At 44.3% G+C, this 20,749-nt stretch carries 18 protein-coding genes; 7 read left to right on the top strand and 11 right to left on the bottom strand.

Features of this window, described 5'->3' with window-relative positions; genetic code table 11:
* Positions 1-618, bottom strand: a complete 618-nt coding sequence (locus QR721_RS08755) for a succinate dehydrogenase cytochrome b558 subunit (protein WP_348026033.1) — start codon at positions 616-618, stop codon at positions 1-3.
* Positions 619-925: 307 nt separating this feature from the next.
* Between QR721_RS08755 and QR721_RS08760 the strand changes: the two genes are divergently transcribed.
* On the top strand, positions 926-1,369 hold the full coding sequence (locus QR721_RS08760) for a DUF2507 domain-containing protein (RefSeq protein WP_348026035.1): 444 nt from the start codon (positions 926-928) through the stop codon (positions 1,367-1,369).
* 37 nt (positions 1,370-1,406) lie between these two features.
* Here the strand turns inward: QR721_RS08760 and uvrC are convergent, their stop codons facing one another.
* The 7 genes from uvrC to zapA all read right to left on the bottom strand — a co-directional run bounded on the left by uvrC (position 1,407) and on the right by zapA (position 9,903).
* Positions 1,407-3,209 carry an excinuclease ABC subunit UvrC gene (gene uvrC, locus QR721_RS08765; RefSeq protein WP_348026037.1) on the bottom strand — a complete coding sequence of 601 codons (1,803 nt, stop codon included), beginning with the start codon at positions 3,207-3,209 and terminating at the stop codon, positions 1,407-1,409.
* A gap of 130 nt (positions 3,210-3,339) precedes the next feature.
* On the bottom strand, positions 3,340-3,654 hold the full coding sequence (gene trxA / locus QR721_RS08770) for a thioredoxin (RefSeq protein WP_348026039.1): 315 nt from the start codon (positions 3,652-3,654) through the stop codon (positions 3,340-3,342).
* A gap of 583 nt (positions 3,655-4,237) precedes the next feature.
* Entirely contained in the window at positions 4,238-4,825 is a 588-nt protein-coding gene (gene fadR, locus QR721_RS08775) for a fatty acid metabolism transcriptional regulator FadR (protein ID WP_348026041.1), read from the bottom strand.
* A 148-nt stretch (positions 4,826-4,973) separates the two neighbouring features.
* On the bottom strand, positions 4,974-7,328 hold the full coding sequence (locus tag QR721_RS08780; RefSeq protein WP_348026046.1) for an endonuclease MutS2: 2,355 nt from the start codon (positions 7,326-7,328) through the stop codon (positions 4,974-4,976).
* 34 nt (positions 7,329-7,362) lie between these two features.
* On the bottom strand, positions 7,363-9,081 hold the full coding sequence (gene polX / locus QR721_RS08785) for a DNA polymerase/3'-5' exonuclease PolX (protein ID WP_348026048.1): 1,719 nt from the start codon (positions 9,079-9,081) through the stop codon (positions 7,363-7,365).
* Positions 9,082-9,109: 28 nt separating this feature from the next.
* A complete protein-coding gene (locus QR721_RS08790; RefSeq protein WP_348026050.1) occupies positions 9,110-9,631 on the bottom strand; it encodes a CvpA family protein in 522 nt (173 codons plus the stop codon).
* Positions 9,632-9,639: 8 nt separating this feature from the next.
* On the bottom strand, positions 9,640-9,903 hold the full coding sequence (gene zapA / locus QR721_RS08795; RefSeq protein ID WP_348026052.1) for a cell division protein ZapA: 264 nt from the start codon (positions 9,901-9,903) through the stop codon (positions 9,640-9,642).
* Between the two features lie 165 nt (positions 9,904-10,068).
* On the opposite strand from zapA, the gene rnhC reads away from it, so the two are divergent.
* Complete coding sequence (gene rnhC, locus QR721_RS08800) at positions 10,069-11,019, top strand: ribonuclease HIII (protein WP_348026054.1); 951 nt, start codon at positions 10,069-10,071, stop codon at positions 11,017-11,019.
* 45 nt (positions 11,020-11,064) lie between these two features.
* Here the strand turns inward: rnhC and pheT are convergent, their stop codons facing one another.
* The 3 genes from pheT to QR721_RS08815 form a co-directional block, all read right to left on the bottom strand.
* Positions 11,065-13,488 carry a phenylalanine--tRNA ligase subunit beta gene (gene pheT, locus QR721_RS08805; RefSeq protein WP_348026056.1) on the bottom strand — a complete coding sequence of 808 codons (2,424 nt, stop codon included), beginning with the start codon at positions 13,486-13,488 and terminating at the stop codon, positions 11,065-11,067.
* A 15-nt stretch (positions 13,489-13,503) separates the two neighbouring features.
* A complete protein-coding gene (gene pheS / locus QR721_RS08810; RefSeq protein WP_348029820.1) occupies positions 13,504-14,538 on the bottom strand; it encodes a phenylalanine--tRNA ligase subunit alpha in 1,035 nt (344 codons plus the stop codon).
* A 376-nt stretch (positions 14,539-14,914) separates the two neighbouring features.
* Positions 14,915-15,661: a TrmH family RNA methyltransferase gene (locus QR721_RS08815; protein ID WP_348026058.1), complete on the bottom strand. Its 747-nt coding sequence runs from the start codon at positions 15,659-15,661 to the stop codon at positions 14,915-14,917.
* 83 nt (positions 15,662-15,744) lie between these two features.
* Here QR721_RS08815 and sspI point away from each other — a divergent pair, with 83 nt between their 5' ends.
* From sspI to QR721_RS08840, 5 genes are all read left to right on the top strand, one after another.
* Complete coding sequence (sspI, locus tag QR721_RS08820; RefSeq protein WP_348026060.1) at positions 15,745-15,981, top strand: small acid-soluble spore protein SspI; 237 nt, start codon at positions 15,745-15,747, stop codon at positions 15,979-15,981.
* 227 nt (positions 15,982-16,208) lie between these two features.
* Positions 16,209-17,726, top strand: a complete 1,518-nt coding sequence (locus tag QR721_RS08825; protein ID WP_348026062.1) for a DUF6583 family protein — start codon at positions 16,209-16,211, stop codon at positions 17,724-17,726.
* 27 nt (positions 17,727-17,753) lie between these two features.
* The gene (locus tag QR721_RS08830) at positions 17,754-18,974 is read left to right on the top strand and encodes an ABC transporter permease (RefSeq protein WP_348026064.1); all 1,221 of its coding nucleotides are present in this window, start codon (positions 17,754-17,756) and stop codon (positions 18,972-18,974) included.
* Entirely contained in the window at positions 18,971-20,056 is a 1,086-nt protein-coding gene (locus QR721_RS08835; protein ID WP_348026066.1) for an ABC transporter permease, read from the top strand. The genes QR721_RS08830 and QR721_RS08835 overlap by 4 nt, the downstream gene beginning before the upstream one ends.
* A complete protein-coding gene (locus QR721_RS08840; protein ID WP_348026068.1) occupies positions 20,049-20,720 on the top strand; it encodes an ABC transporter ATP-binding protein in 672 nt (223 codons plus the stop codon). The genes QR721_RS08835 and QR721_RS08840 overlap by 8 nt, the downstream gene beginning before the upstream one ends.
* Positions 20,721-20,749: the final 29 nt, after the last annotated feature.

Raw genomic sequence — 20,749 nt, forward strand, 5'->3', positions numbered from 1 at the left:
TTAAGCTCCGTATGCGAATTCAATAAGTGCTCGGATTCCGATATAGGTGACTGCCAAGAACACGATGATACTGATATATGTTCCTGCCCGCTGCGACTTCGGCGATTGTGTGATTCCCCAGCTGACGAGGAAGCTCCACAGTCCATTTGCGAAATGGAAAGTAATGCTGACAACTCCAATTGCATAAAGCCAGAAGTACAGCGGATTACTTAGAATATCAGCCATTAAGGCGTAATTGATTTGTGCATTTCCAAGTGCAACCTGGATTCTAGTCTGCCACACATGCCAAACGATGAATGCTAAAGCAATGAAACCTGTAATACGCTGCAAGTAGAACATCCAATTCCTGAAATAGCCGTACCTGGAAGGATTGTTTCGCGCCGTGAAGGCTATGTAGACACCAAGAATCGCGTGGTAAAGAATGGGTAAATAGATGAATACGAATTCAAGAACGATAAGAAATGGCAAGCCTTCAACGAACCCTGCAGCCTTATTGAAGCTCTCTTTTCCATATACTGCAAAATAATTGATAAGCAGATGCTGGATCAAAAACGCGCCGATCGGGATAATGCCAAGCAAAGAATGTAATCTGCGCCAGAAAAAATCATTATGTCTCATGGAAATTCCCCCTTGCCCGAATAATAACAATTGTATGTAAGCCGATGGCAACTATGAACCTGCAAGCGCTTGCAAAACTTTACCCTTTATTGCCTGTTTGCAAAACCAATTGGCCAGATTATCGGAACAGTATATGATGTTTTGAAGAATCGAATTGTTTTTCACTGTTCGGGTTGCGAAATATGCCGTTTAAATAGATAATAAGTTTACGGTTATTTTGTGTCATGGCTACTGTCATGTTCACGAATGACTTTTTACATATATATTTTTATTTTTGTTTTTTGTTCCTTAGAAAGGATTGATTGCTTTGAAAAAAATAAATGAGGGCAATGGCTTCCCGCCCAGTCTTCTTGAAGACTTGCATTCATCAGGTTCCGCCTATGATGTCCTCCGCTATATTGGACTTCCGGAACTATTCGGCGGTGAAACTCACATCTTGCTTTACTTCATGGGCCGAAAGCTAGCACGCCACTTCACTTTCAATGAATTGGATGATATATATAATGCTTTTGAACGTCTCGGCTGGGGAAAACTTGAACTCGTAAAAGAAAAGCGCAAGGAGCTTGTGTTTTCACTAATGGATGATTCAATTGCACGCAAACTCACTTCCGCACTCCCTGTTGATTTCCGACTGGAAGCAGGTTTTCTCGCTGAAGCGGTACATATGGCTTTTGACAAGTCGGCAGAGTGCATGGATGACATCAACTTCAAAATCCACTCCGTCCGTCTAACCGTCTTATATACTTCATAAAAAATAGGAACAGCCGCACATTCTTATGCGGCTGTTCCTATTCTGCTTCTTCCTCAGATTCTTCTTCAGGTCTGTTCAAGTGTGCGAGAATCTGTTCTGCTGTATTCTTCGGAATTCCAAGTTTTGCAATCTGGTCCACTTCTGCATTTTTCAGATCTGTTATGTTCTTAAAGTGGGTAAGCAGCAGATTCCGTCGTTTGGCCCCAACTCCGGGAACAGAATCCAGCTCGGAACGGACCATGCTTTTACCCCTTAACTGCCTATGGAAAGTGATGGCAAAGCGGTGAACCTCATCCTGAATTCGCTGAACGAGATAAAAAACTTGTGACTGACGTTCAAGCGGGACAATCTCAGGCGGGGTACCATACATCAATTCACCTGTTTTATGCTTGTCGTCTTTCACTAGGCCTGCAAGCGGTACATCCAGGCCAAGCTCGTTTTCTAGCACATCAAGTGCCGCGCTCATTTGACCTTTCCCGCCATCGACAATGATGAGATCAGGAAGCGCTCCATCTTCTTTAAGAATACGAGAATAGCGGCGGCGTATGACCTCACGCATTGTCTCGTAATCATCAGGACCTTCGACATTACGAATCTTATATTTGCGATATTCCTTCTTATCCGCTCGACCATCAGTGAAAACAATCATCGCAGATACCGGATCGGCGCCTTGAATATTCGAGTTATCGAAAGCTTCAATTCTATGTGGAATTGCAATGTTGAGAATTTCCCCAAGTTGTTCCACTGCAAGAATGGTACGCTCTTCATTCAGTTCAATGACAGAGAATTTTTCATTTAGCGCAATCTCCGCATTTTTCATAGCCAGCTCAACAAGCTCCTTCTTCCTGCCTCGATAAGGTGTGTGGACATCCGTATCAAGTACATTAGCAAGGGCTTCCGTGTCTGTACCTACTGGAACTAGAACCGACTTTGGCAATGGATGGTTTTCATGCAAATAGAAACGACCAATGAAACTGAGGAACGTATCGTTCGGATCATCATAGAAAGGAATGATGGATACTTCGCGTTCAATCAATTTACCCTGGCGAATGAAAAATACTTGTATGCAAATCCAGCCTTTGTCATAGCTGAATCCAAACACATCACGATCCTGTTCATCATTCAATGTCATCTTCTGTTGTTCCATGACAGATTCAATATGGATAATCTGATCACGCAATTCTTTTGCACGTTCAAAATTCAGAGCCTCAGCAGCTTCTTCCATCTTCTTTTTCAAATTTTGCTTAATTTCTTTATGCCCGCCTTGAAGGAATGAAGCCATTTCCTGGACAATCTTGCGGTATTCCTCTGTTGACGGTGGATTTAGACTGCATGCATGACATTGATGCATATGATAGTACAGGCAGTAACGGCCAGGAGGGTTGTTGCATTTGCGGAGCGGATAAAGCCGGTCAAGCAGCTTTTTTGTTTCGCGTGCCGCATATACGTTCGGATACGGACCAAAATATTTCCCCTTATCTTTCTTCACTTTACGTGTTGTAATGAGACGCGGGTGGCGCTCATTTGTGATTTTCAGATAGGGGTACGTTTTGTCATCCTTCAGCATGATGTTGTACTTCGGATCATATTTCTTAATCAGGTTCAGCTCCAGGATCAGAGCTTCTGTATCTGATGATGTAACAATATATTCGAAATCCTCTATTTCCTGAACGAGGCGCTGAGTCTTCTTGTCATGAGCACCTGTAAAGTACGAACGGACACGGTTTTTCAGCATTTTTGATTTACCTGCGTAAATGACAGTGCCATGTCGATCCTTCATCAAATAGCAGCCAGGCTGAGCAGGCAGGACAGCCAGTTTCTCCTTGATCCGCTCATTCATATATCTCTCATCCTTTTTATGAAATCAATGTAATCATTATAAAGATACATTATATCATCTAATAATCTGAAATCGAAAGAAATCCCTTGCCGAAAAATGGGCAAGGGATTTCTTCAACGATACAGAAAAATTAAGCGTGTTTGTTGATAAGCTCAACAAGCGCTTCTTTTGGCTGGAAGCCGACAACCTGGTCAACAACGTTGCCATCTTTGAAAAGAAGCAATGTCGGGATACTCATGACACCGAACTTGCTAGCTGTTTCTTGGTTATCATCAACATCAAGTTTGACGATTGTCACTTTATCAGAAACTTCGCCATCCACTTCTTCAAGAACTGGAGCGATCATTTTACAAGGACCACACCATGGAGCCCAGAAATCAGCCAATACAAGACCTTTGGATGTTTTTTCAGCAAAGTTAGCATCCGTTACATGTTCAATTGCCATAATTAACATTCCTCCTTATTCAATAAGCATAAGCTTTGAAATGAGTATAGCACGCACCCCATCCCACTGACGAATAGTTTGCTTACAACTAGTGTGAAGATGGCTCTTTCAGAAGTGCCGCTCATATGCATTTCACTGGAAAGGCCGTGCACTTTCGGCCTTGTAAGGGAAAGACTTATGACGCAAACTTCTAGCCATCTGAACCGGATGACACCAAGTGTGAAAGCAGCCCACTCAGGGGTGACACGCGTAAGCAGAATTGCGGAAAGTTTGTGGTTTATCAAACTTGTAGTAAGACTGCTTACGTCGCGAACCCCTGGCTGCTTGAACCGGATGCCCCTAGTGTGAAGATGGCTCTTTCAGAAGCGAACGCATAAGCAGAATTGCGAAGGGCTGATGATTTACCCAACCTGCAGCAAGACTGCTTATGTCGGCAGCTTCTAGCCATCTGAACCGGATGTACACTAGTGTGAAAGCAGCTCATTCAGCATAGATGCGAAATTATCAAATGACTATGACGCAAGCCTCTCGTCAAATATAACTCTTCCGTCACTTTATACTTTTTCCCATTATCCTAGCTTTATCAAACCTGTTTGCACACGGCACCTTGAAGCATTTCAAAAACCGGCACTGCCTGGTCAACCAGATTTTCTTTCATACCATTCATGACCCAACTTGTTACAATTTGATCCATCGTACCAAAGATCATCTGTCGACATAGCTTCGGCTCAAGGGTGCTTTTGAATTCATCTTTTTCCATTCCCGAAGCAGCAATCCTCTCAATCAACAGAAGATAAGGCTCAAGGATTTTGCTAATTCTCCACCTTAATTCTGTCTGAGATTGACGCAATTCAAGCTGTGTCAGCAACGCAAGCTGAGGACGCTCACCGAGATATTCAAAATGATGGCGAACAAGTGCGCCAAGTTGGGCAGCTGCCGTTTCCTCACGCTCAGTCACTTCCTGTGCCGAAGCAGCAAAGGTACCCATAATGTCTTCAAACAAAGAAATCAGCAAGTCCTCTTTGTTTTTGAAATAAAGATAAATCGTTCCGTCAGCGACACCAGCCTTCTTGGCGATATTGGAAATCCTCGATTTGTAGTATCCATTTTCCGCTATGACACGTACCGATGCCTCGAGGATTTGCTGACGTTTTACTTTCTGCTTATCCACCGTTTGTCCGCCTTTCTGCTTGCAAGTATCAGAAAATCATCCAGTAAATGCCGATGATAAGAAAGACGATCGCCACACCAAACAGTATTTTTGCCATTGTTTCAAAAACCATGTTGCCGACTTCCTTCCCCCGGCCAGCACATGCCGTTTATTTCAATTCGAGGACCGTTACTCCCGTATCTCCTTCACCGCGCTCGCCTGCTCTAGCACTGGCGACATTCGGATGGGTTTTGACGAAATCCTGCACGCCTTTGCGCAGAGCCCCAGTTCCCTTACCATGAATAATTGTAACTCTTGGGAACCCGGCGAGGACTGCTTCATCAATATACTTTTCGACACGCAAGAGGGCATCTTCATAACGTTCGCCACGCAAATCGATTTCCGGTTTTACATAGCTCGTTGTACCTTTCGTGCGTGTGACAGGTGTCTCCGGTTCCTGTTGCTGCGACTTGATGAACTCGAGGTCTTTCCCTTTCACTTTCACCTTCATCGCACCAACTTGAACCATATACTCCTTCTTATTCACCTTTTCAGCAACGACACCTTTTTGATTAAGCATAATGAGACGTACTTCATCTCCTGGGTGCAGTTCATCTGTCTGAGCAGGCTTATTACCTTGAGAAGCATTTTGTCCTTTGGTTGTTTTCTTGCGAAGATGTGGCTGTGCTTCCTCGAGCATTTTTTTCGCTTCAATCCATTCATGCTCTTTCAGAACAGCATTCGAACGCATGGACTTAATTTCATCCACTATCATTTCAGCTTCTTCTCTTGCATCGGCGAGTGCCTTCGCAGCCTTTTCCTCCGCTTGTTCATACAAATGATCTCGCTTCTTCTCATACTTGCGCCATTCAGCTTGCAGCTCACGGCGGATATGCTCACTCTGCTCGAGAATCTGATGTGCTTCTTCGTAATCCTTCTCGGCTTGGCGACGTGCTGTTTCAAGGGATGCAATCATATTCTCAACACTTTCGGATTCTACTCCGATCATGCCCCTAGCTTTATCAATAATTCTTACATCGAGACCGAGACGCTTCGAAATTTCAAATGCGTTGCTTCGCCCTGGCACGCCAAGAAGAAGACGATATGTCGGCTGCAGTGTTTCTACATTAAATTCAACAGACGCATTCATTACCTGTGGTCTGTTAAAACCATATGCTTTCAATTCCGGATAGTGCGTCGTCGCAAGAACTCTGGCACCTGAATCAATTACTTTATCAAGAATGGACATTGCAAGTGCAGCACCTTCCTGTGGGTCGGTACCTGCACCAAGCTCATCAAAAAGAATGAGTGAATTGTCATCAAACTGCTCAAGAATGCTAACAATGTTCGTCATGTGAGACGAGAATGTACTCAAGTTCTGTTCAATCGATTGCTCGTCACCGATATCCGCGAACACCTCATTGAACACAGCAAGTTCCAATCCATCCTGCGCCGGAACAAAAATCCCTGATTGTGCCATAAGAATGGATAAGCCGACAAGTTTCAAAGTAACAGTCTTACCACCGGTGTTAGGTCCAGTAATGACGATCGCCGTGTAATCCTTGCCAAGCTCAATATCATTTGGAACGACTTGCGTTTCTGGAATGAGCGGGTGACGCGCTTCTTTCATATTGATGTAGCCTTGATCATTCATTTTCGGCTTGGCAGCTCGCATATCAGCACTCAATTTCGCCCTGGCTGCTATGAAGTCAAGCTGTGCAAGCACTCTCGTATTTTCTTTCAAGTATCCTGCATGCTCAGCAATTTTCTCTGTTAGCTCCGAGAGGATACGTTCAACTTCCTGACTTTCTTTTGCAAAAGCTTCTTGCAGATTATTGTTCAGGTCAACGACTGCACGCGGTTCCATGAATAATGTTTGACCTGAAGAAGACTGGTCATGGACGATGCCGCCAATTGCTGAGCGGTATTCGCTTTTAACCGGCAATACATATCTGTCATTACGGATTGTGATAATCGCATCGCTTAGCATGCTGCTTTTCGTCTTCAGGAAATTATCCATCCGCTCTCTGATCCGATTCTCGTTCGTGCGAATGCTTGAGCGAATAGACCGCAACTTCTCGGACGCACTGTCCATGACATGCGCATTGTCATCAATGGCGTTCTTAATCGTCTGCTCCAGATCACGTAAAGGCATAATCCGCTCTGATAGTTCAAGCAACAACGGGACTTCATCGTCAAGCGCTTCAAGAAACGTCTTGACATTGCGTCCACCACGAATAGTTTCCGCCACATCAAGGCATTCAGCAGCACTAAGGACGCTTCCAATCTTGCTGCGTTGCAATGAAGCACGGATATCAGCAATTCCGCCAAAAGGGATTGACTTATTCAATCCGATAATACGATAAGCTTCATCGGTTTCTTCCAATTGATGGGTTACTGTTTCAATGTCGGATGCCGGATGTACCTTTCTAGCCAGTTCCTTGCCGAGCGTCGTTTCCGCCTTTTGGATCAGGCGTTCGGCGATTTTATTAAATTCTGCCACCCGGAGGATTCTTTCGTTCATCAATCCTGCTCCTTTTTTGTCAAAATGATTCGCTTTAACCGCGATTCATGAATGCTTTCAGTTTTTCGATCGGCCATGTATTGATAACTGTATCTTTTCTAATCCAGCCTCTTCTAGCATTGCCGACACCATATTTCATATGTTCCAGCATGCCCGAGTTGTGAGCATCTGTATTAATTGAAATATAAACGCCTGCATCCTGTGCTTTTTGTGCCCACTCCGCAGCAAGATCTAAACGGTTCGGGTTTGCATTGATTTCAAGCGCAGTATTCGTTTTCGCTGCATGCTCAATCAAGCCTTCCATATCAACAGGATACCCTGGACGCTTGCCAATCAGTCTTCCCGTCGGATGGGCGATAAGGTTTACCAAAGGATTGTCCATTGCTGCGAAGAGCCGTTTCATGATTTCTTCTTCTGACTGGCTGAAGCTCGAATGAATTGCACCGATTGTCCAGTCCAGCTCTTTCAGAAAGTCTTCCGAAAAATCAAGAGTCGCATCAGGAAGGATGTCCATCTCGACTCCCTGGAAAATATGAAAATCATTGTGCAGCGCATTCAATCGGACAATTTCTTCGCGCTGTTTGAGAAGTCTGTCTTCATTAAGGCCGTTCGCTACTTTTAAGTATTTGGAGTGATCCGTAATTGCCATATATTCATAACCATGACGGCGCACTTCGTCAACCATTTCAGCAAGAGAAAGAGCCCCGTCACTCCAAGTCGTATGCATATGAAGGTCACCGCGGATATCTGAGAGCTCAAGAAGCTGCAAGTCTTCCTTGAATGCTTCTGTCTCACCCTCGTCTTCTCGGACTTCAGGCGGGATGAAATTCAGACCGAAATGTTTGAAAAACTGCTCTTCCGTTTCGAATGCGAGTACTTCACCCGTTTCTTCCTGTTCGACCCCGTATTCACTGATTTTCTCACCGCGCGCTTTGGCAATTTGCCTCATCGCTACGTTATGATCTTTGGATCCTGTAAAATGATGCAATGTACTGGCAAAAGCACCTGGTTCAATAAGCCGGAAATCAACATTGATGTCATAAACTTCTTCAAGCGTCACAGAAACCTTCGTCTCACCCTGTGCGATGACTTCTTTAATCCGTGGAAGCTCAAGAAGTCGGTCGCGTACAGCGAGCGGTTCTTCAGTTGCAATGATGAAATCAAGGTCTCTCACCGTCTCACGCATGCGGCGCAAACTGCCAGCACGTGAATAGCGGACAATTTCCGGAATGTCTGAGAGAAACGCTTCTATATCTTCGGCAATAGGAAGCGCGAGCGCAACAGGAATACGATCTGGGCGCTTGCCAACTTCATTCAATGCTGCAAGCATTTTCTCGGCTGACTTTTTACCGAAACCGGAGAGCGCTTCGACTTTCCCGTTTTCAAGAACTTCTTTCAGTGACTCGGCGTCAACAACGTCAAGCTCCTGGTATAGACGGGAGAGCTTCTTTCCTCCAAGCCCTGGCACATTTAGCAAAGGAATAAGCCCCGACGGTACTTCTTCTTGCAATTGAGTGAGTGTAGCCGATTCACCTTCTGCGTCAAGGAATTCCTGGATCACTGCTGCTGTCCCTTTTCCGATTCCTTTTAGCTTTGTCACATCTTCCATCTCCGCAAGGGAGCGTTCATCTTTTTCCAGAGCCTGAGCCGCTTTGCGGTAGGCTGATATTTTAAATGGATTCTCACCCTTCAGCTCAAGGTAGATCGCAATCTTCTCAAGCAGGCGGATGACATCCTTCTTTGTAATTGTCATTTGATCTCCCCCTGTCCACCATGCCGTATCATGGGAGGAACTGTTTCAATGTATCAGACAAATACGGTGTCTTTTCCAAAATCGTCATTGCAAGACCCGAATCACGCACATAATGTTCTGTGCCAGGAATGAAAAAGAACAGTGCAATGGCGATAAATACGATTAGGTAAGTCTCTGCAAGTCCGAGCACTCCGCCCAGCAGTTTGTTGAAAGATCTCAAAATAGGCAATTTTGCAAAACCGTCAATTGTTCTACCGATCATGCCGATGATCAATCGAGCAACAATAAGGACGATAATAAATGAAATGACATTATAGAATGTCGTCTGGAACGGCAGAACATTCTCTACTGCCGTCCATGTGCTATTGCCGCTTCCTGGGGCAGGGATGATTTTAGCAAGATGCGGTGCAAGGTCATCGTACAGGAACCAGGCAATGATTAGAGAACCAATGAACCCTGCCAAATGGATGACTTGCAGGACGAATCCTCTTCTCACGCCGTTTACCCAGCCGGACACAAGCAGGAATATGATAATAAGTGTTACGATCATAGTTGTCTTTATTCCTCTTTTCCCTTGCGCATGGCTCCAAGGAGCGATGCATATTCTTCTTTTAACTTCATATAATCATTCATCGTATTGACAGCAGTCAGAACAGCAAGGCTTGCCGTATCAAGATACTGGCTGTGTGTTTGGATTTCTTTCATTTTTTGGTCGACGAGGCTCGCGACGAGTTTGATATGGCTTTCGGACTCTGTGCCGATAATCGTATATGGCCTGTTGTGAATCTCGATCGTTGTCCGTGTTTTTTTCTGATCTGCCATACGATCTCTCCTCCAGTTCATTGCTTCGATTATTTTGCGTAATAAACCTCTTTCATATTAACATGAAGGAAACGTTTAGGAAACTAACTGCATTAGCCCAGACAGTCTGCTATGATAGGTCTTACGTAAATTTTGTCTTGATAGGCCAATTAAGGAGGCAATACAATGCCACAGGAAGTCCTGACAGTCCCCAAAACAGTAATTGAAAAGATGAAAATGCACTATGCTCAATACATTGAAGTGAGCACACCCCCTGGCGCAGTTTTTCGCGCGAAAACGAGTAATGCTGCCATCACCGCGTACAACTCAGGCAAGGTACTATTTCAAGGCAAGGCGCCCGAAGCAGAAGCACGCCTCTGGAATGCTGGTGCAACAATTGGATCAAAGAAAAAAACACCCTCAAAAGCTTCTGCTCCTGCAACAAAACAATCCCATGAATCTATCCCTGAAGGCTTCCTAGTCAGTTCTCATATTGGCTCTGATGAAGCTGGGACTGGAGACTATTTCGGTCCAATTACTGTTGCTTGTGCATTTGTCCCAGGAGATAAAATCGAATTACTCCAATCAATTGGTGTTCAAGATTCGAAAAATCTGACAGACGCGACAATCCGGAAATTGGCAACAGACATTGTGAAACTCGATATTCCGTATGCTCTTCTCGTTTTACATAATGAAAAATATAATCGTCTGCAGCGCAAAGGTTGGTCTCAGGGCAAGATGAAAGCGATGCTCCATCACCATGCGATTGAGAAATTGCTTAGTAAAATAGACGGCATCCCTTCCGCCGGTATCCTTATCGACCAATTTTGCATGCCAGACATTTACAAACGGCATATCGGATCAGAAAATGGAGTTCTTGCTGAAAACACTTACTTCATGACGAAAGCTGAAAGTCATTCTATTGCAGTAGCAGCCGGTTCGATCATCGCTCGGACAAGCTTCGTAAAGGAAATGGACAAGCTTTCAAAAGAGGTCGGCTTCACTCTTCCGAAAGGAGCCTCTGCAAAAGTAGATGCTGCGATTGCGAGAGTAATCCGAACTTATGGCAAGGAAAAGCTCGAATCCATTGCAAAAGTGCATTTTGCGAATACACAGAAGGCAGAAAAATATCTATAACAAAAAAATCTTCCAGCTGCATTGGCGGCTGGAAGATTTTTTTTATTATGAGCGGACTTCCGCTCCGAATTCAGTTGTGACAGCATCTACAATTTGCTTGTAGGAAGCTTCCACTTCTTCATCAGTGAGCGTCTTTTCCGGGTCTTGGTAAACGAGATGGTATGCAATGGATTTTTTACCTTCAGGCAGATGTTCACCTTGATACACATCGAAAATGTCGACGCGTTTCACGAGTGGTGCACCAGTTTCAGCAATCTTTTTCTGAACATTACCTGCTTCAACATTTTGATCAAGAACTAGTGCGATATCACGAGAAACACTTGGGAACTTCGGAATCTTCGCGAACGAAGGAAGTTCTTCATAAGCCTTGAAGATTTCTTCCATGTTCAAATCAAAGACGTACGTCTCTGCAAGGTCGTGAGCTTTAGCATAAAGCGGATGCACCTGTCCTACGAAGCCGACTGTTCTGCCGGAAAGCTTCACGATAGCTGTGCGTCCAGGATGCATATTGCCAACTTCGCCTGCTGAGAATTCCGGTGTCAGTCCAAGGTAGCGGAACAACCCTTCCACAATCCCTTTGGCAACGTAGAAATCGACTTTCTTCACTTCACCCTGCCAACGGCTCTCTTCCCAAAGACCTGCAAGAGCTCCAGCTAGACGCAGTTGCTCATGTGGCTGTGCGGATAGCACTTCTTCTTTGGAAATGAATACAGAACCAAGTTCGAACAGGCCAATATTCTCATTACTGCGTGCTTTGTTGTACGTAACAGCACGAAGAATTTCTGGAAGCAAGCTGAGACGCAAGTATTTATGATCCTCAGTCATCGGCATCGCAAGCTTGATTGCCTTTGGTTCCTGTTCCTGAACATCTGGACTGATCAATTTATCGATTGAATCGTCATCAGTTAGTGAGTATGTGAGCGTTTCAGCAAGACCAGCACCTTCAATGAAGCGTTTTACAAGGCGTTTCAGGCGCTGTGTCTCAGTAAGCTCGCCTCGTGTCGCACTGCGGGGCAGTGTGAATGGAAGATGATCATAACCATAGACACGTGCAATTTCTTCAAGCATATCTTCAAAAATGGAAATGTCCATTCGGCGTGTTGGCACAGTCACTGTGAAGTCATTTCCATTCTGTTCGAACGAGAATCGAAGCTTACGGAAAATGTCCGCAATTTCTTCTGATTTGATCTCAGTTCCAAGACGACGATTCGTTTCGGCGGCATCGACTTTAACAACTTTCTCAGTTTTGTCCAGTTCATCGAAGACAACTGGGCCAGCACAAACCTTTCCACCTGCATATAGTTCAAGCAACTGGCATGCGCGAACGCCCGCTTCATAAACACGATTCGGGTCAATTCCCTTTTCATAGCGCGTGCTTGCATCACTGCGAAGTCCAGTCTCTTTAACCGTGCTTCGGATTGATTGGCCATCAAAATATGCTGCTTCAAGGAGGACAGTCTTTGTTCCATCATGAACTTCAGAGTCCAACCCTCCCATGACACCAGCAAGTGCAACGGGCTCAGTACCATTCGTAATGACGAGATTATGAGCAGAAAGGGTGCGTTCTTTGCCATCAAGAGTCGTCAGCTGCTCTCCTTCACGCGCACTGCGCACGACAACTTCCTTCGTACCGAAACGATCATAATCGAACGCATGGAGCGGCTGGCCGTATTCAAGCAGTACATAGTTCGTGATGTCTACTACATTGTTGATCGGACGGATGCCCGCTGCCATTAGACGATTGCGCATCCAAAGTGGTGAAGGCTTCACTTCGATATCTTTGATAACGAACGCCGCATAATATGGGTTCAGTTCTGCATCCTCTGATTTTACGGAAATGAAATCAGCTGTTTGCTCAGCAAATGGCTCAAATGTCGGTTCCGGCAATTTAAGCGGCTTATCAAGAATTGTGGCAACTTCATAAGCAGCTCCAAGCATGTTAAGACAATCCGCACGGTTTGGAGTTAGATCGAATTCCAGTACAGCATCATCAAGGTTCAGAAGTTCCTCAACAGGTGTACCCGGTACAGCATCTTCCGGGAAAACGAAAATACCAGATGCATATTCTTTCGGAACATACTTTTCATCAATGCCAAGTTCCTGTAGTGAGCAGATCATTCCAAATGATTCAACCCCACGAAGTTTTGCTTTCTTGATTTTGAAATTGCCAGGAAGAACTGCACCTGGTTTCGCTACTGCAACTTTTTGTCCTTGAGCAATATTCGGAGCGCCACAGACGATCTGCAATGTTTCATCCCCGACATCTACTTTTGTTACATTCAGTTTATCTGCATCCGGATGCTTGCCGCATTCCAGCACATGACCGACGACGACGTTTGTACTCTTCTCAGCGATATGCTGGATGCTGTCCACTTCGATACCGGATTTAGTAATTTTTTCTGCGAGTTCTTCAGGTGTTTGGCCTTCCAGGTCAACATACTGCTGAAGCCAGTTTAAAGATACGAGCATTGTTGTTTCCTCCCGTTATGCCTTATGGTATTGGTTCAAGAATCTTGTATCGTTCGTATAGAAATGTCTAATATCATCGACACCGTATTTCAGCATCGCAATACGCTCTGGCCCCATGCCGAAAGCAAATCCTGTGAATTCTTCCGGATCATATCCTGCCATGCGCAGAACATTCGGGTGCACCATGCCGGCACCAAGAATTTCAATCCAGCCTGTTCCCTTGCAGACACGGCAACCTGTTCCGCCGCACACTTTACAAGAAATGTCCATCTCAACAGATGGCTCTGTGAATGGGAAGAAACTCGGACGCAGACGAATTTTTCGATCCTTTCCGAACATCGCCTTTGCAAACGCATCAAGCGTTCCCTTCAGATCACTCATCTTCACATCACGGTCCACATAGAGACCCTCGATCTGTGTGAACTGATGTGAATGTGTCGCATCATCCGTATCACGGCGATATACTTTACCTGGGCAAATCATTTTGACTGGCTGGTTCTTATCCGACTTCTGCATCGTACGTGCTTGCATCGGAGAAGTATGTGTTCTCATAAGCAATTCATTTGTAAGGTAGAATGTATCCTGCATATCACGTGCCGGGTGGTTCTTCGGCAAGTTCAAAGCTTCGAAGTTGAAATAGTCTGTTTCTACTTCCGGACCTTCTTTGATTTCATAACCCATTCCGACGAACAAGTCTTCGATCTCTTCGACAATCTGAGTAAGAAGATGAGCACCGCCACGCTTCACTGGATAGCCAGGCAGGGAAATATCGATTTTTTCAGTCTGAAGCTGAATTTCCAATGCTTTTTCTTCAAGTACTGCTTTCTTTTCATCAAGTGCCGCTGTAATTTCTTCACGGACAACGTTGGCAAGTTCACCGATTACCGGACGTTCTTCTGCGGACAATTTGCCCATGCCACGCAAAATACCTGTCAGCTCACCTTTTTTACCGAGGTAATTGACGCGGATTTGTTGCAGTTCTTTCTCATCATTTGTCTGCTGGACGGCTTCCAATGCTGCCGTCTTCAATGCTTGCAGCTGTTCTTTCATGGCAGATACGCCTCCTTTTGATTCAGTTCTGGATATAATCACAAAACAAAAAGCCTCCTCCCTAATAAAAGGGACGAGACTTGTGTTCGCGGTACCACCCTTGTTGACGCACTAAAATACGCCCACTTGGACATTGGATAACGGGAATGTTCCCGGAAACATCTTTACTTGGACGAATCCAAGGTCCCGATGCCAGCTCAAGAGTGAAAAGCGGTTCGTCACTGCAGCCGTAGGGATGATTTCAGTCAGATGTCACCCCTTCCCTGTTCCGGCTTGGACGAGCGCCCGTTCTGTCAGCGCTTTTGTACTATGTATATGTGTTGGTCATATGCATGTCTGTCCCTATTATAGACAAAAAGATGAACAACAGGCAAGGCTATTTTTTTGCTTCATACATTAGAATCCCTGCAGCAATAGCGACATTCAGTGATTCTGCCTGCCCATATATCGGAATTTTTACAATCGTGTCAGCCATTTCTAGAATTTCTTCACGAATGCCTGCTCCTTCATTGCCAACAATAATAGCGAGCTTTTCCGTTTTTTCAGCTTCATTATAAATTACCGATTCTTGAAGTGCGGCTCCCCATACATGGAAGCCTGCAGATTTCAGCTCGGGAAGTTTTTCTAACAGATCCGCCTGAATGACCGGAATATGGAAAAGCGAACCCTGTGTCGACCGCACTGTCTTGTCATTGTAGAGATCAGCAGATCCCTTACCGTAGATGACAGCATCAAAACCAGCAGCATCTGCTGTGCGAATAATTGTCCCCAGATTCCCAGGATCCTGAACTCCATCACAGACAAGAACACGTGTAGACTCTCTAGGAAAGTCCATTTCCTTCATATTTGCAAGCGCAATAATCCCCTGAGGAGTCTTTGTCACCGATAAATGCTCAAGCACATTGTCAGAAATGACTTCGTAAGGCAAACTCGCCAAATCTCCAGTTAATGCATAATCATCCGATACAAGCAGCATTTCAATCGGCCAGCCACTGGCCACTGCCGTTTCTACAAGGTGTGTACCTTCCAAAAGAAATTGACTCTGTTTTTTTCGTTCTTTCGCCATATGAAGCTTTTTCATTTTTTTTACCAAATTATTTTGTACAGATGTGATCAATGTCATCACCTTTCTCTTATAACGTGAAAAGTATACATAATCGCCACTCACTTGTCCAAACTATATACAAATCCCGGAGGTGACGAAAGATGAATTTTGATATCCGCAAAGCGATTCTTGACAACATTGCGACAAACAACCGCGATCAGCTTCAATCAGTTATTGTAGATGCGATTGACCGTGGCGAGGAAAAATTATTGCCAGGGCTCGGAGTTTTGTTCGAGTTGATCTGGCAGCAATCCGATTCGAGTGAACGGAGCGAGATGCTCTCAGCACTCGAAACAGGAGTCAAGCAAACGACAACGCACCACTGGGATCATCAGTAATCATGGGCAGACACTCTTTTGTAGTGTCTGCCTTTACTTTTGTCCTAAAACAAGAGAAGTATTTTCCATATAATTAAGCACAATGGAGCATGCATTTTTTCCCCGGTCGTGGTACGGTTATTAGGAACATGCCACCATTTTTTCCTGTTACGTAAAGTTGCTGTTTTAAGGTGGATGATGCAGATTTATTCGCATACATATGAATTGCATGAAGAAAGGGGACTGACATGGAAGAGAAACGACAGACACCGACTGGTACGAAGAAGATCGCCGCAATTGTAATCGCTGCCGTGCTCGTAATTGGTGGTGCAGTTGCAGCTTTTGCCCTCATCGGCAAATCACCGAAAGAAAAGTATTTCCTTGCAGAAAAAGATTCAATGGACTTCATCGTCGATCAATTCGAAAAACGCTACCAGCCTGAAACAGACTGGGCTGAACTAACGAGGGAAAAACCTTCAAAAGCAAGTTACGAGGTATCTGCCAAGTATGATGGCCCTGGACTTGCGGGCTCCCAAGAATTGGCGATGCTCAACAACTCCAGCCTGAAAGTCGAAACTGGCACAGACTACAAGAAGAAAGTCGCAACTGCAGACGTTACTTTAAACTTGAGCGGCCTGGAATTTGGCGGTCTGAAATTCGGCATTACAAAAGATGAGCTTACGGCAAAACTTCCTTTCGTCAAAGATACATTGCTGATCAAAGACAAAGACTTGCCTAACCTTCTTTCAGAACTCGATAGCACAACTGATGTCGAAGGTATGGAATTCGACTTTGCCCAGTTCTTTGAACAAGGCCTTCCTGAAGAAAATCAGGAGTACATCAAGAAAGAGTATGGCAATATGATTTATGACGAGATCCCAGACGAAGCTTTCGAATCGAAGGATGAGAAAGTGAAAATTGGCAAAAGCGATATCTCTACTGAGAAAATCACGATGAAACTAAGTGAAAAACAGACTAAAGATATTATCGTAAAAGTACTCAACAAAGCAAAAAATGACAAGAAGTTAAAAGCAATGCTTCAAAACCAGATTGGCATGCAGAACTTCGGCATGCAAATCAATCAGAATGAATACAGCAAAGCTTACAAAGAAAACATCGAAGACATGATTCAGGATGTAAAAGATGCAAGCATTCCAAATGGAGTCAAATCAACAATCTGGGTCGCTGACAAGTTGGTCGTCAAACGTGATTTCTCTGTAAAAGCCGGCGAAACTAAGGATGACCTCACTCAAGTTACTGTTAAAGGTGAACAAAACCTTGGGGACAACAAGCAGACATTTGATTATGTATTCAAGTCAAAAACCGACTTTAAAGAAGATGAAATGACTGCCAAAGCAGACTTCTCACATAAGGACGACAAAATTAAAGATTCAGCTGAATTCGCAGTCGATGGCGACAAGGTTAACTACGAAGGCAATGAATCTTTGAAAGATGGAAAACGCAAATTCGAGCGAGTTGTATCTTTCAATGAATCTGCTGGCAAACCATCCAGTCTCGTCTGGTCTGGTACAGCTAAGTACAAAAAAGAAGGCATGGAATCCGACCATACATTCAAAGTCGATGCTCCAGACATGGGCAATCAGAACATCGAATTGTATATGAAGAAAGATGCTCATACTACAGACTCGATCAAGAAACCTTCCAAGGAAAATGTGAAGGATCTTGGCAAGATGTCACAATCTGAAATCGAAAACTACTTCATGAACGAAGTAATACCTTCAATCGGTGCTCAATTCGGTTTCTAAGCATTTCAAGTAACAGGAAGTGGCAGCATGCACCTGACTCAAACAATCTATCATTTAACAGCAACTAATATAAAGCAATTGAAGGGAAAGTGGAAATCGCTTTCTCTTCTTTTGCCTTTCCCTCTTCTATTTATCACCCTTCTCGCCTTCATCGCCATTCAGTTCATGACACCTGAACGTGGTACCCCGATAGAGGTCGGTCTCGTCGGGCTGAATGATTCCAAAGAAAGCCAAATGATTGTTACGATGCTCCGCAATAACAGTGACTTCAAGAAAGCCCTCCATGTTAATGAAGTTACGAGAAAAGAAGCCGATTATATGCTTCAGGAAGGTAAACTAAGTGCTTATATCGCATTCCCGGAAAAATTCAGCAGTAAACTGTATCACGGAGAATCAATAACATTGCAAATTGTCGGCAATCCGAATGAGCGCATGCAAGCTGAAATCATTCGAACCTTCATGGACAGTGCAGCCAAGCATATTAACAGTGCCCAGGCGAATATTCTAGCTATTGATGAATATGCAGAAGAACTGGGAATGTCCGATTCAGACCGGCGCACCCTTTTAAAAAGCGAATTCAAGAAATATCTCTTCTTTACATTAGCAAAAGATCAGGCACTTGAAAGTGAATCCATCTCGGATACAGCATCAAGCAATACGGTTCTCTACTATGTAACTTCAGCCATTTTCACATGCTGGCTAATCTGGATGCTGCTATTCTGGCATTTCTTCAATTTAAATACGAACAAAATGCTCATGCAGCGAATCCGGTTGTTCAATATAGGACATTTACAGATTTTGTCCGGAAAAGTGCTTGCCGTTCTGATTACGGGACTGCCCTTAGCAATCGCAGTTACACTCATTATTCCAATTGCATTCGGGATACCTATCGAATGGCTGGATTATATCAAGATTTCTGGAATATTTCTTATCACAGCTTTTATTTATTTGCTTTCACTCGGCTTTTGGGAACTGCTGATCCTCTCTGTGAAACTGCGTCTTCTCGTTCAAGCTGTCTGGACTGCCCTGCTCCTTATTCTAAGCGGAGCAGCCATTCCACTCAGTTTCTTTCCCGCCTCGCTCAGTGAATTCGCAAAACGGTTATTCACAGCCGAATCATTGGCAAATCTGCAAAACCTCGTACTAGGTGAAGGTTCTTATATCGCAGATAGCTCTCTCTTCTTAACGGCGGCTTTTGCCAGTTGTCTAATTTATGTACTGTCTAAATGGAAGGAGCGGTCAAATTGAAAAGTCTCATACAAGCGCGTTGGCTATTTATTAAAAAATATCCGCTTGCGCTCTGCTTTTGGCTCCTCTTTCCAATTGCCGCAACAAGCTGCTTCATGCAGCTGGCTGGCACTGCTCAGACCGAAACACGCATCCCTGTTGCACTTGTAATACAAGACTCCTCCCCAGCTGTGAGAGGACTTGAACAGTCGATGCAAAGACATCCGCTATTACGTGTTACATTGCTGGAAGAAGAAGCTGCCTTTGATTCATTCCGCAGTTACAAGTACGACAGCCTCTTCATCATTCCAGACGATTTTTCAAAAAATATAGCGGCCGGCAAGACGAAAGGACTGATTCAGGCATATCATTCCGACCGCTCCCTCTTCTTCGAGCCGGTAAAGGAAATGATGGTCGCCAATGTACAAGCTGCAAGCGGCAGAATGCAGGCCGCTTTAACTGTACAAAAACTGAGTGAAAAGCTGACGAACAGTCCAGGTTGGAGCACAGATGAAATTATTAAAACAGCCAATGACATAGAGCAAGAACAACATCTTCTCCAAACAGATTTTCAATTCAGGGGTACACCGGAGAAAACCGATCATGCACTTTTACTTAATCCATTGCTTCCCTGGAGTGCTGCTGCGCTGATTGCGACATTCTTCCTTTTCGATTTCATAACAAAGGAACGTAAAGAAGAAGCTTTTGCCAGGCTGTATTTCTCTCGTTATAGTGTAAGACCTTTTATCCTGATATCCGTCTTACTTTATACAATTATTCTATTCGTTTTCGATTTAACAGCTGCTCTGCTATTCAGTAACGTATTGGATTACAAATTGATTATTTCTCTAATTGGATTCAGACTTATCGCGAGCAGTTTAGCGCTTGCACTTGCATTGCTTGTCAGAAATGCCCCGCTCCATTATGCGCTGTCTCTATTAATCGTTTCATTGCTTGTTATAACGAGCGGCAATCAGGGGCTCTTCTCAGGCTTGAATCCCGTATCGGCATTTGTAAACGAAAAAACAGGAATGCTCCCGCTTGCCATTATGCTTGTAATGCTAGCTATCATTTTAAAACGAAAGGAGTTTTCCCGTGCTTGAAGTTGAAGGTCTAGGCAAAGCTTATAAAAAGAAAATTGTCCTGTCCAATGTATCCTTTTCAGCCGAGCCTGGAGAGATAATTGGACTAGTTGGAGAAAATGGTGCCGGCAAATCCACACTTCTGAACATGATTGCTACATTGGACAAACCGACTTCCGGAACAATTCGTCTCAATGGCTTCGACAGCATCGGGAGCCGGAAGCAATATCGGAAACTTATCGGTTATGTCCCTCAAGACCTAGCAATTTGGGATTCCCTTTCAGTTGAAGAGAATATGCTCTTTTTTGAAAAGCTGAGCTGGGTTCGCAAAGAGGAAGATGCACTTCAAGAGATCTGTAGGAATCTCGCATTGGACCATTGGAAAGAGATGGCCGGAACCCTTTCCGGCGGGCAAAAACGAAAGCTCAATCTAGCCATTAGTCTCATTCATGAGCCAGATCTATTGCTTCTTGATGAACCAACAGTCGGTATTGATATGCGTTCCAAAAGTGAAATTGTACATTATCTCAAACAACTGGCCATCCAGAAGAATAAAGCGATTCTCTATATTTCCCACGATATGGACGAGATTAAAACGCTTTGCGACCGGCTCATCTGTATTGGGAAAGATCCATTCTATCGGGAATTGCTTCAGTCAGCGAATCAGCCTATGCTCACCTTCTGATTCCGTGAAAAAAGTATGACTCTAAGCTT

Source organism: Aciduricibacillus chroicocephali, from assembly GCF_030762805.1.
In the GTDB taxonomy this organism is placed as follows: domain Bacteria; phylum Bacillota; class Bacilli; order Bacillales; family Amphibacillaceae; genus Aciduricibacillus; species Aciduricibacillus chroicocephali.

What these genes read in the sequence shown, in the direction of transcription:
- rnhC (WP_348026054.1), top strand. Translation starts at nt 10,069, where the DNA reads ATGCCACAGGAAGTCCTGACAGTCCCCAAAACAGTAATTGAAAAGATG.
- zapA (WP_348026052.1), bottom strand. Translation starts at nt 9,903, where the DNA reads ATGGCAGATCAGAAAAAAACACGGACAACGATCGAGATTCACAACAGG.
- pheS (WP_348029820.1), bottom strand. Translation starts at nt 14,538, where the DNA reads ATGAAAGAACAGCTGCAAGCATTGAAGACGGCAGCATTGGAAGCCGTC.
- polX (WP_348026048.1), bottom strand. Translation starts at nt 9,081, where the DNA reads ATGACAATTACAAAGAAGGATGTCATCCGCCTGCTTGAGAAGATTGCG.
- pheT (WP_348026056.1), bottom strand. Translation starts at nt 13,488, where the DNA reads ATGCTCGTATCTTTAAACTGGCTTCAGCAGTATGTTGACCTGGAAGGC.
- trxA (WP_348026039.1), bottom strand. Translation starts at nt 3,654, where the DNA reads ATGGCAATTGAACATGTAACGGATGCTAACTTTGCTGAAAAAACATCC.
- QR721_RS08825 (WP_348026062.1), top strand. Translation starts at nt 16,209, where the DNA reads ATGGAAGAGAAACGACAGACACCGACTGGTACGAAGAAGATCGCCGCA.
- QR721_RS08790 (WP_348026050.1), bottom strand. Translation starts at nt 9,631, where the DNA reads ATGATCGTAACACTTATTATCATATTCCTGCTTGTGTCCGGCTGGGTA.
- QR721_RS08755 (WP_348026033.1), bottom strand. Translation starts at nt 618, where the DNA reads ATGAGACATAATGATTTTTTCTGGCGCAGATTACATTCTTTGCTTGGC.
- QR721_RS08830 (WP_348026064.1), top strand. Translation starts at nt 17,754, where the DNA reads ATGCACCTGACTCAAACAATCTATCATTTAACAGCAACTAATATAAAG.
- QR721_RS08780 (WP_348026046.1), bottom strand. Translation starts at nt 7,328, where the DNA reads ATGAACGAAAGAATCCTCCGGGTGGCAGAATTTAATAAAATCGCCGAA.
- sspI (WP_348026060.1), top strand. Translation starts at nt 15,745, where the DNA reads ATGAATTTTGATATCCGCAAAGCGATTCTTGACAACATTGCGACAAAC.
- QR721_RS08815 (WP_348026058.1), bottom strand. Translation starts at nt 15,661, where the DNA reads ATGACATTGATCACATCTGTACAAAATAATTTGGTAAAAAAAATGAAA.
- uvrC (WP_348026037.1), bottom strand. Translation starts at nt 3,209, where the DNA reads ATGAATGAGCGGATCAAGGAGAAACTGGCTGTCCTGCCTGCTCAGCCT.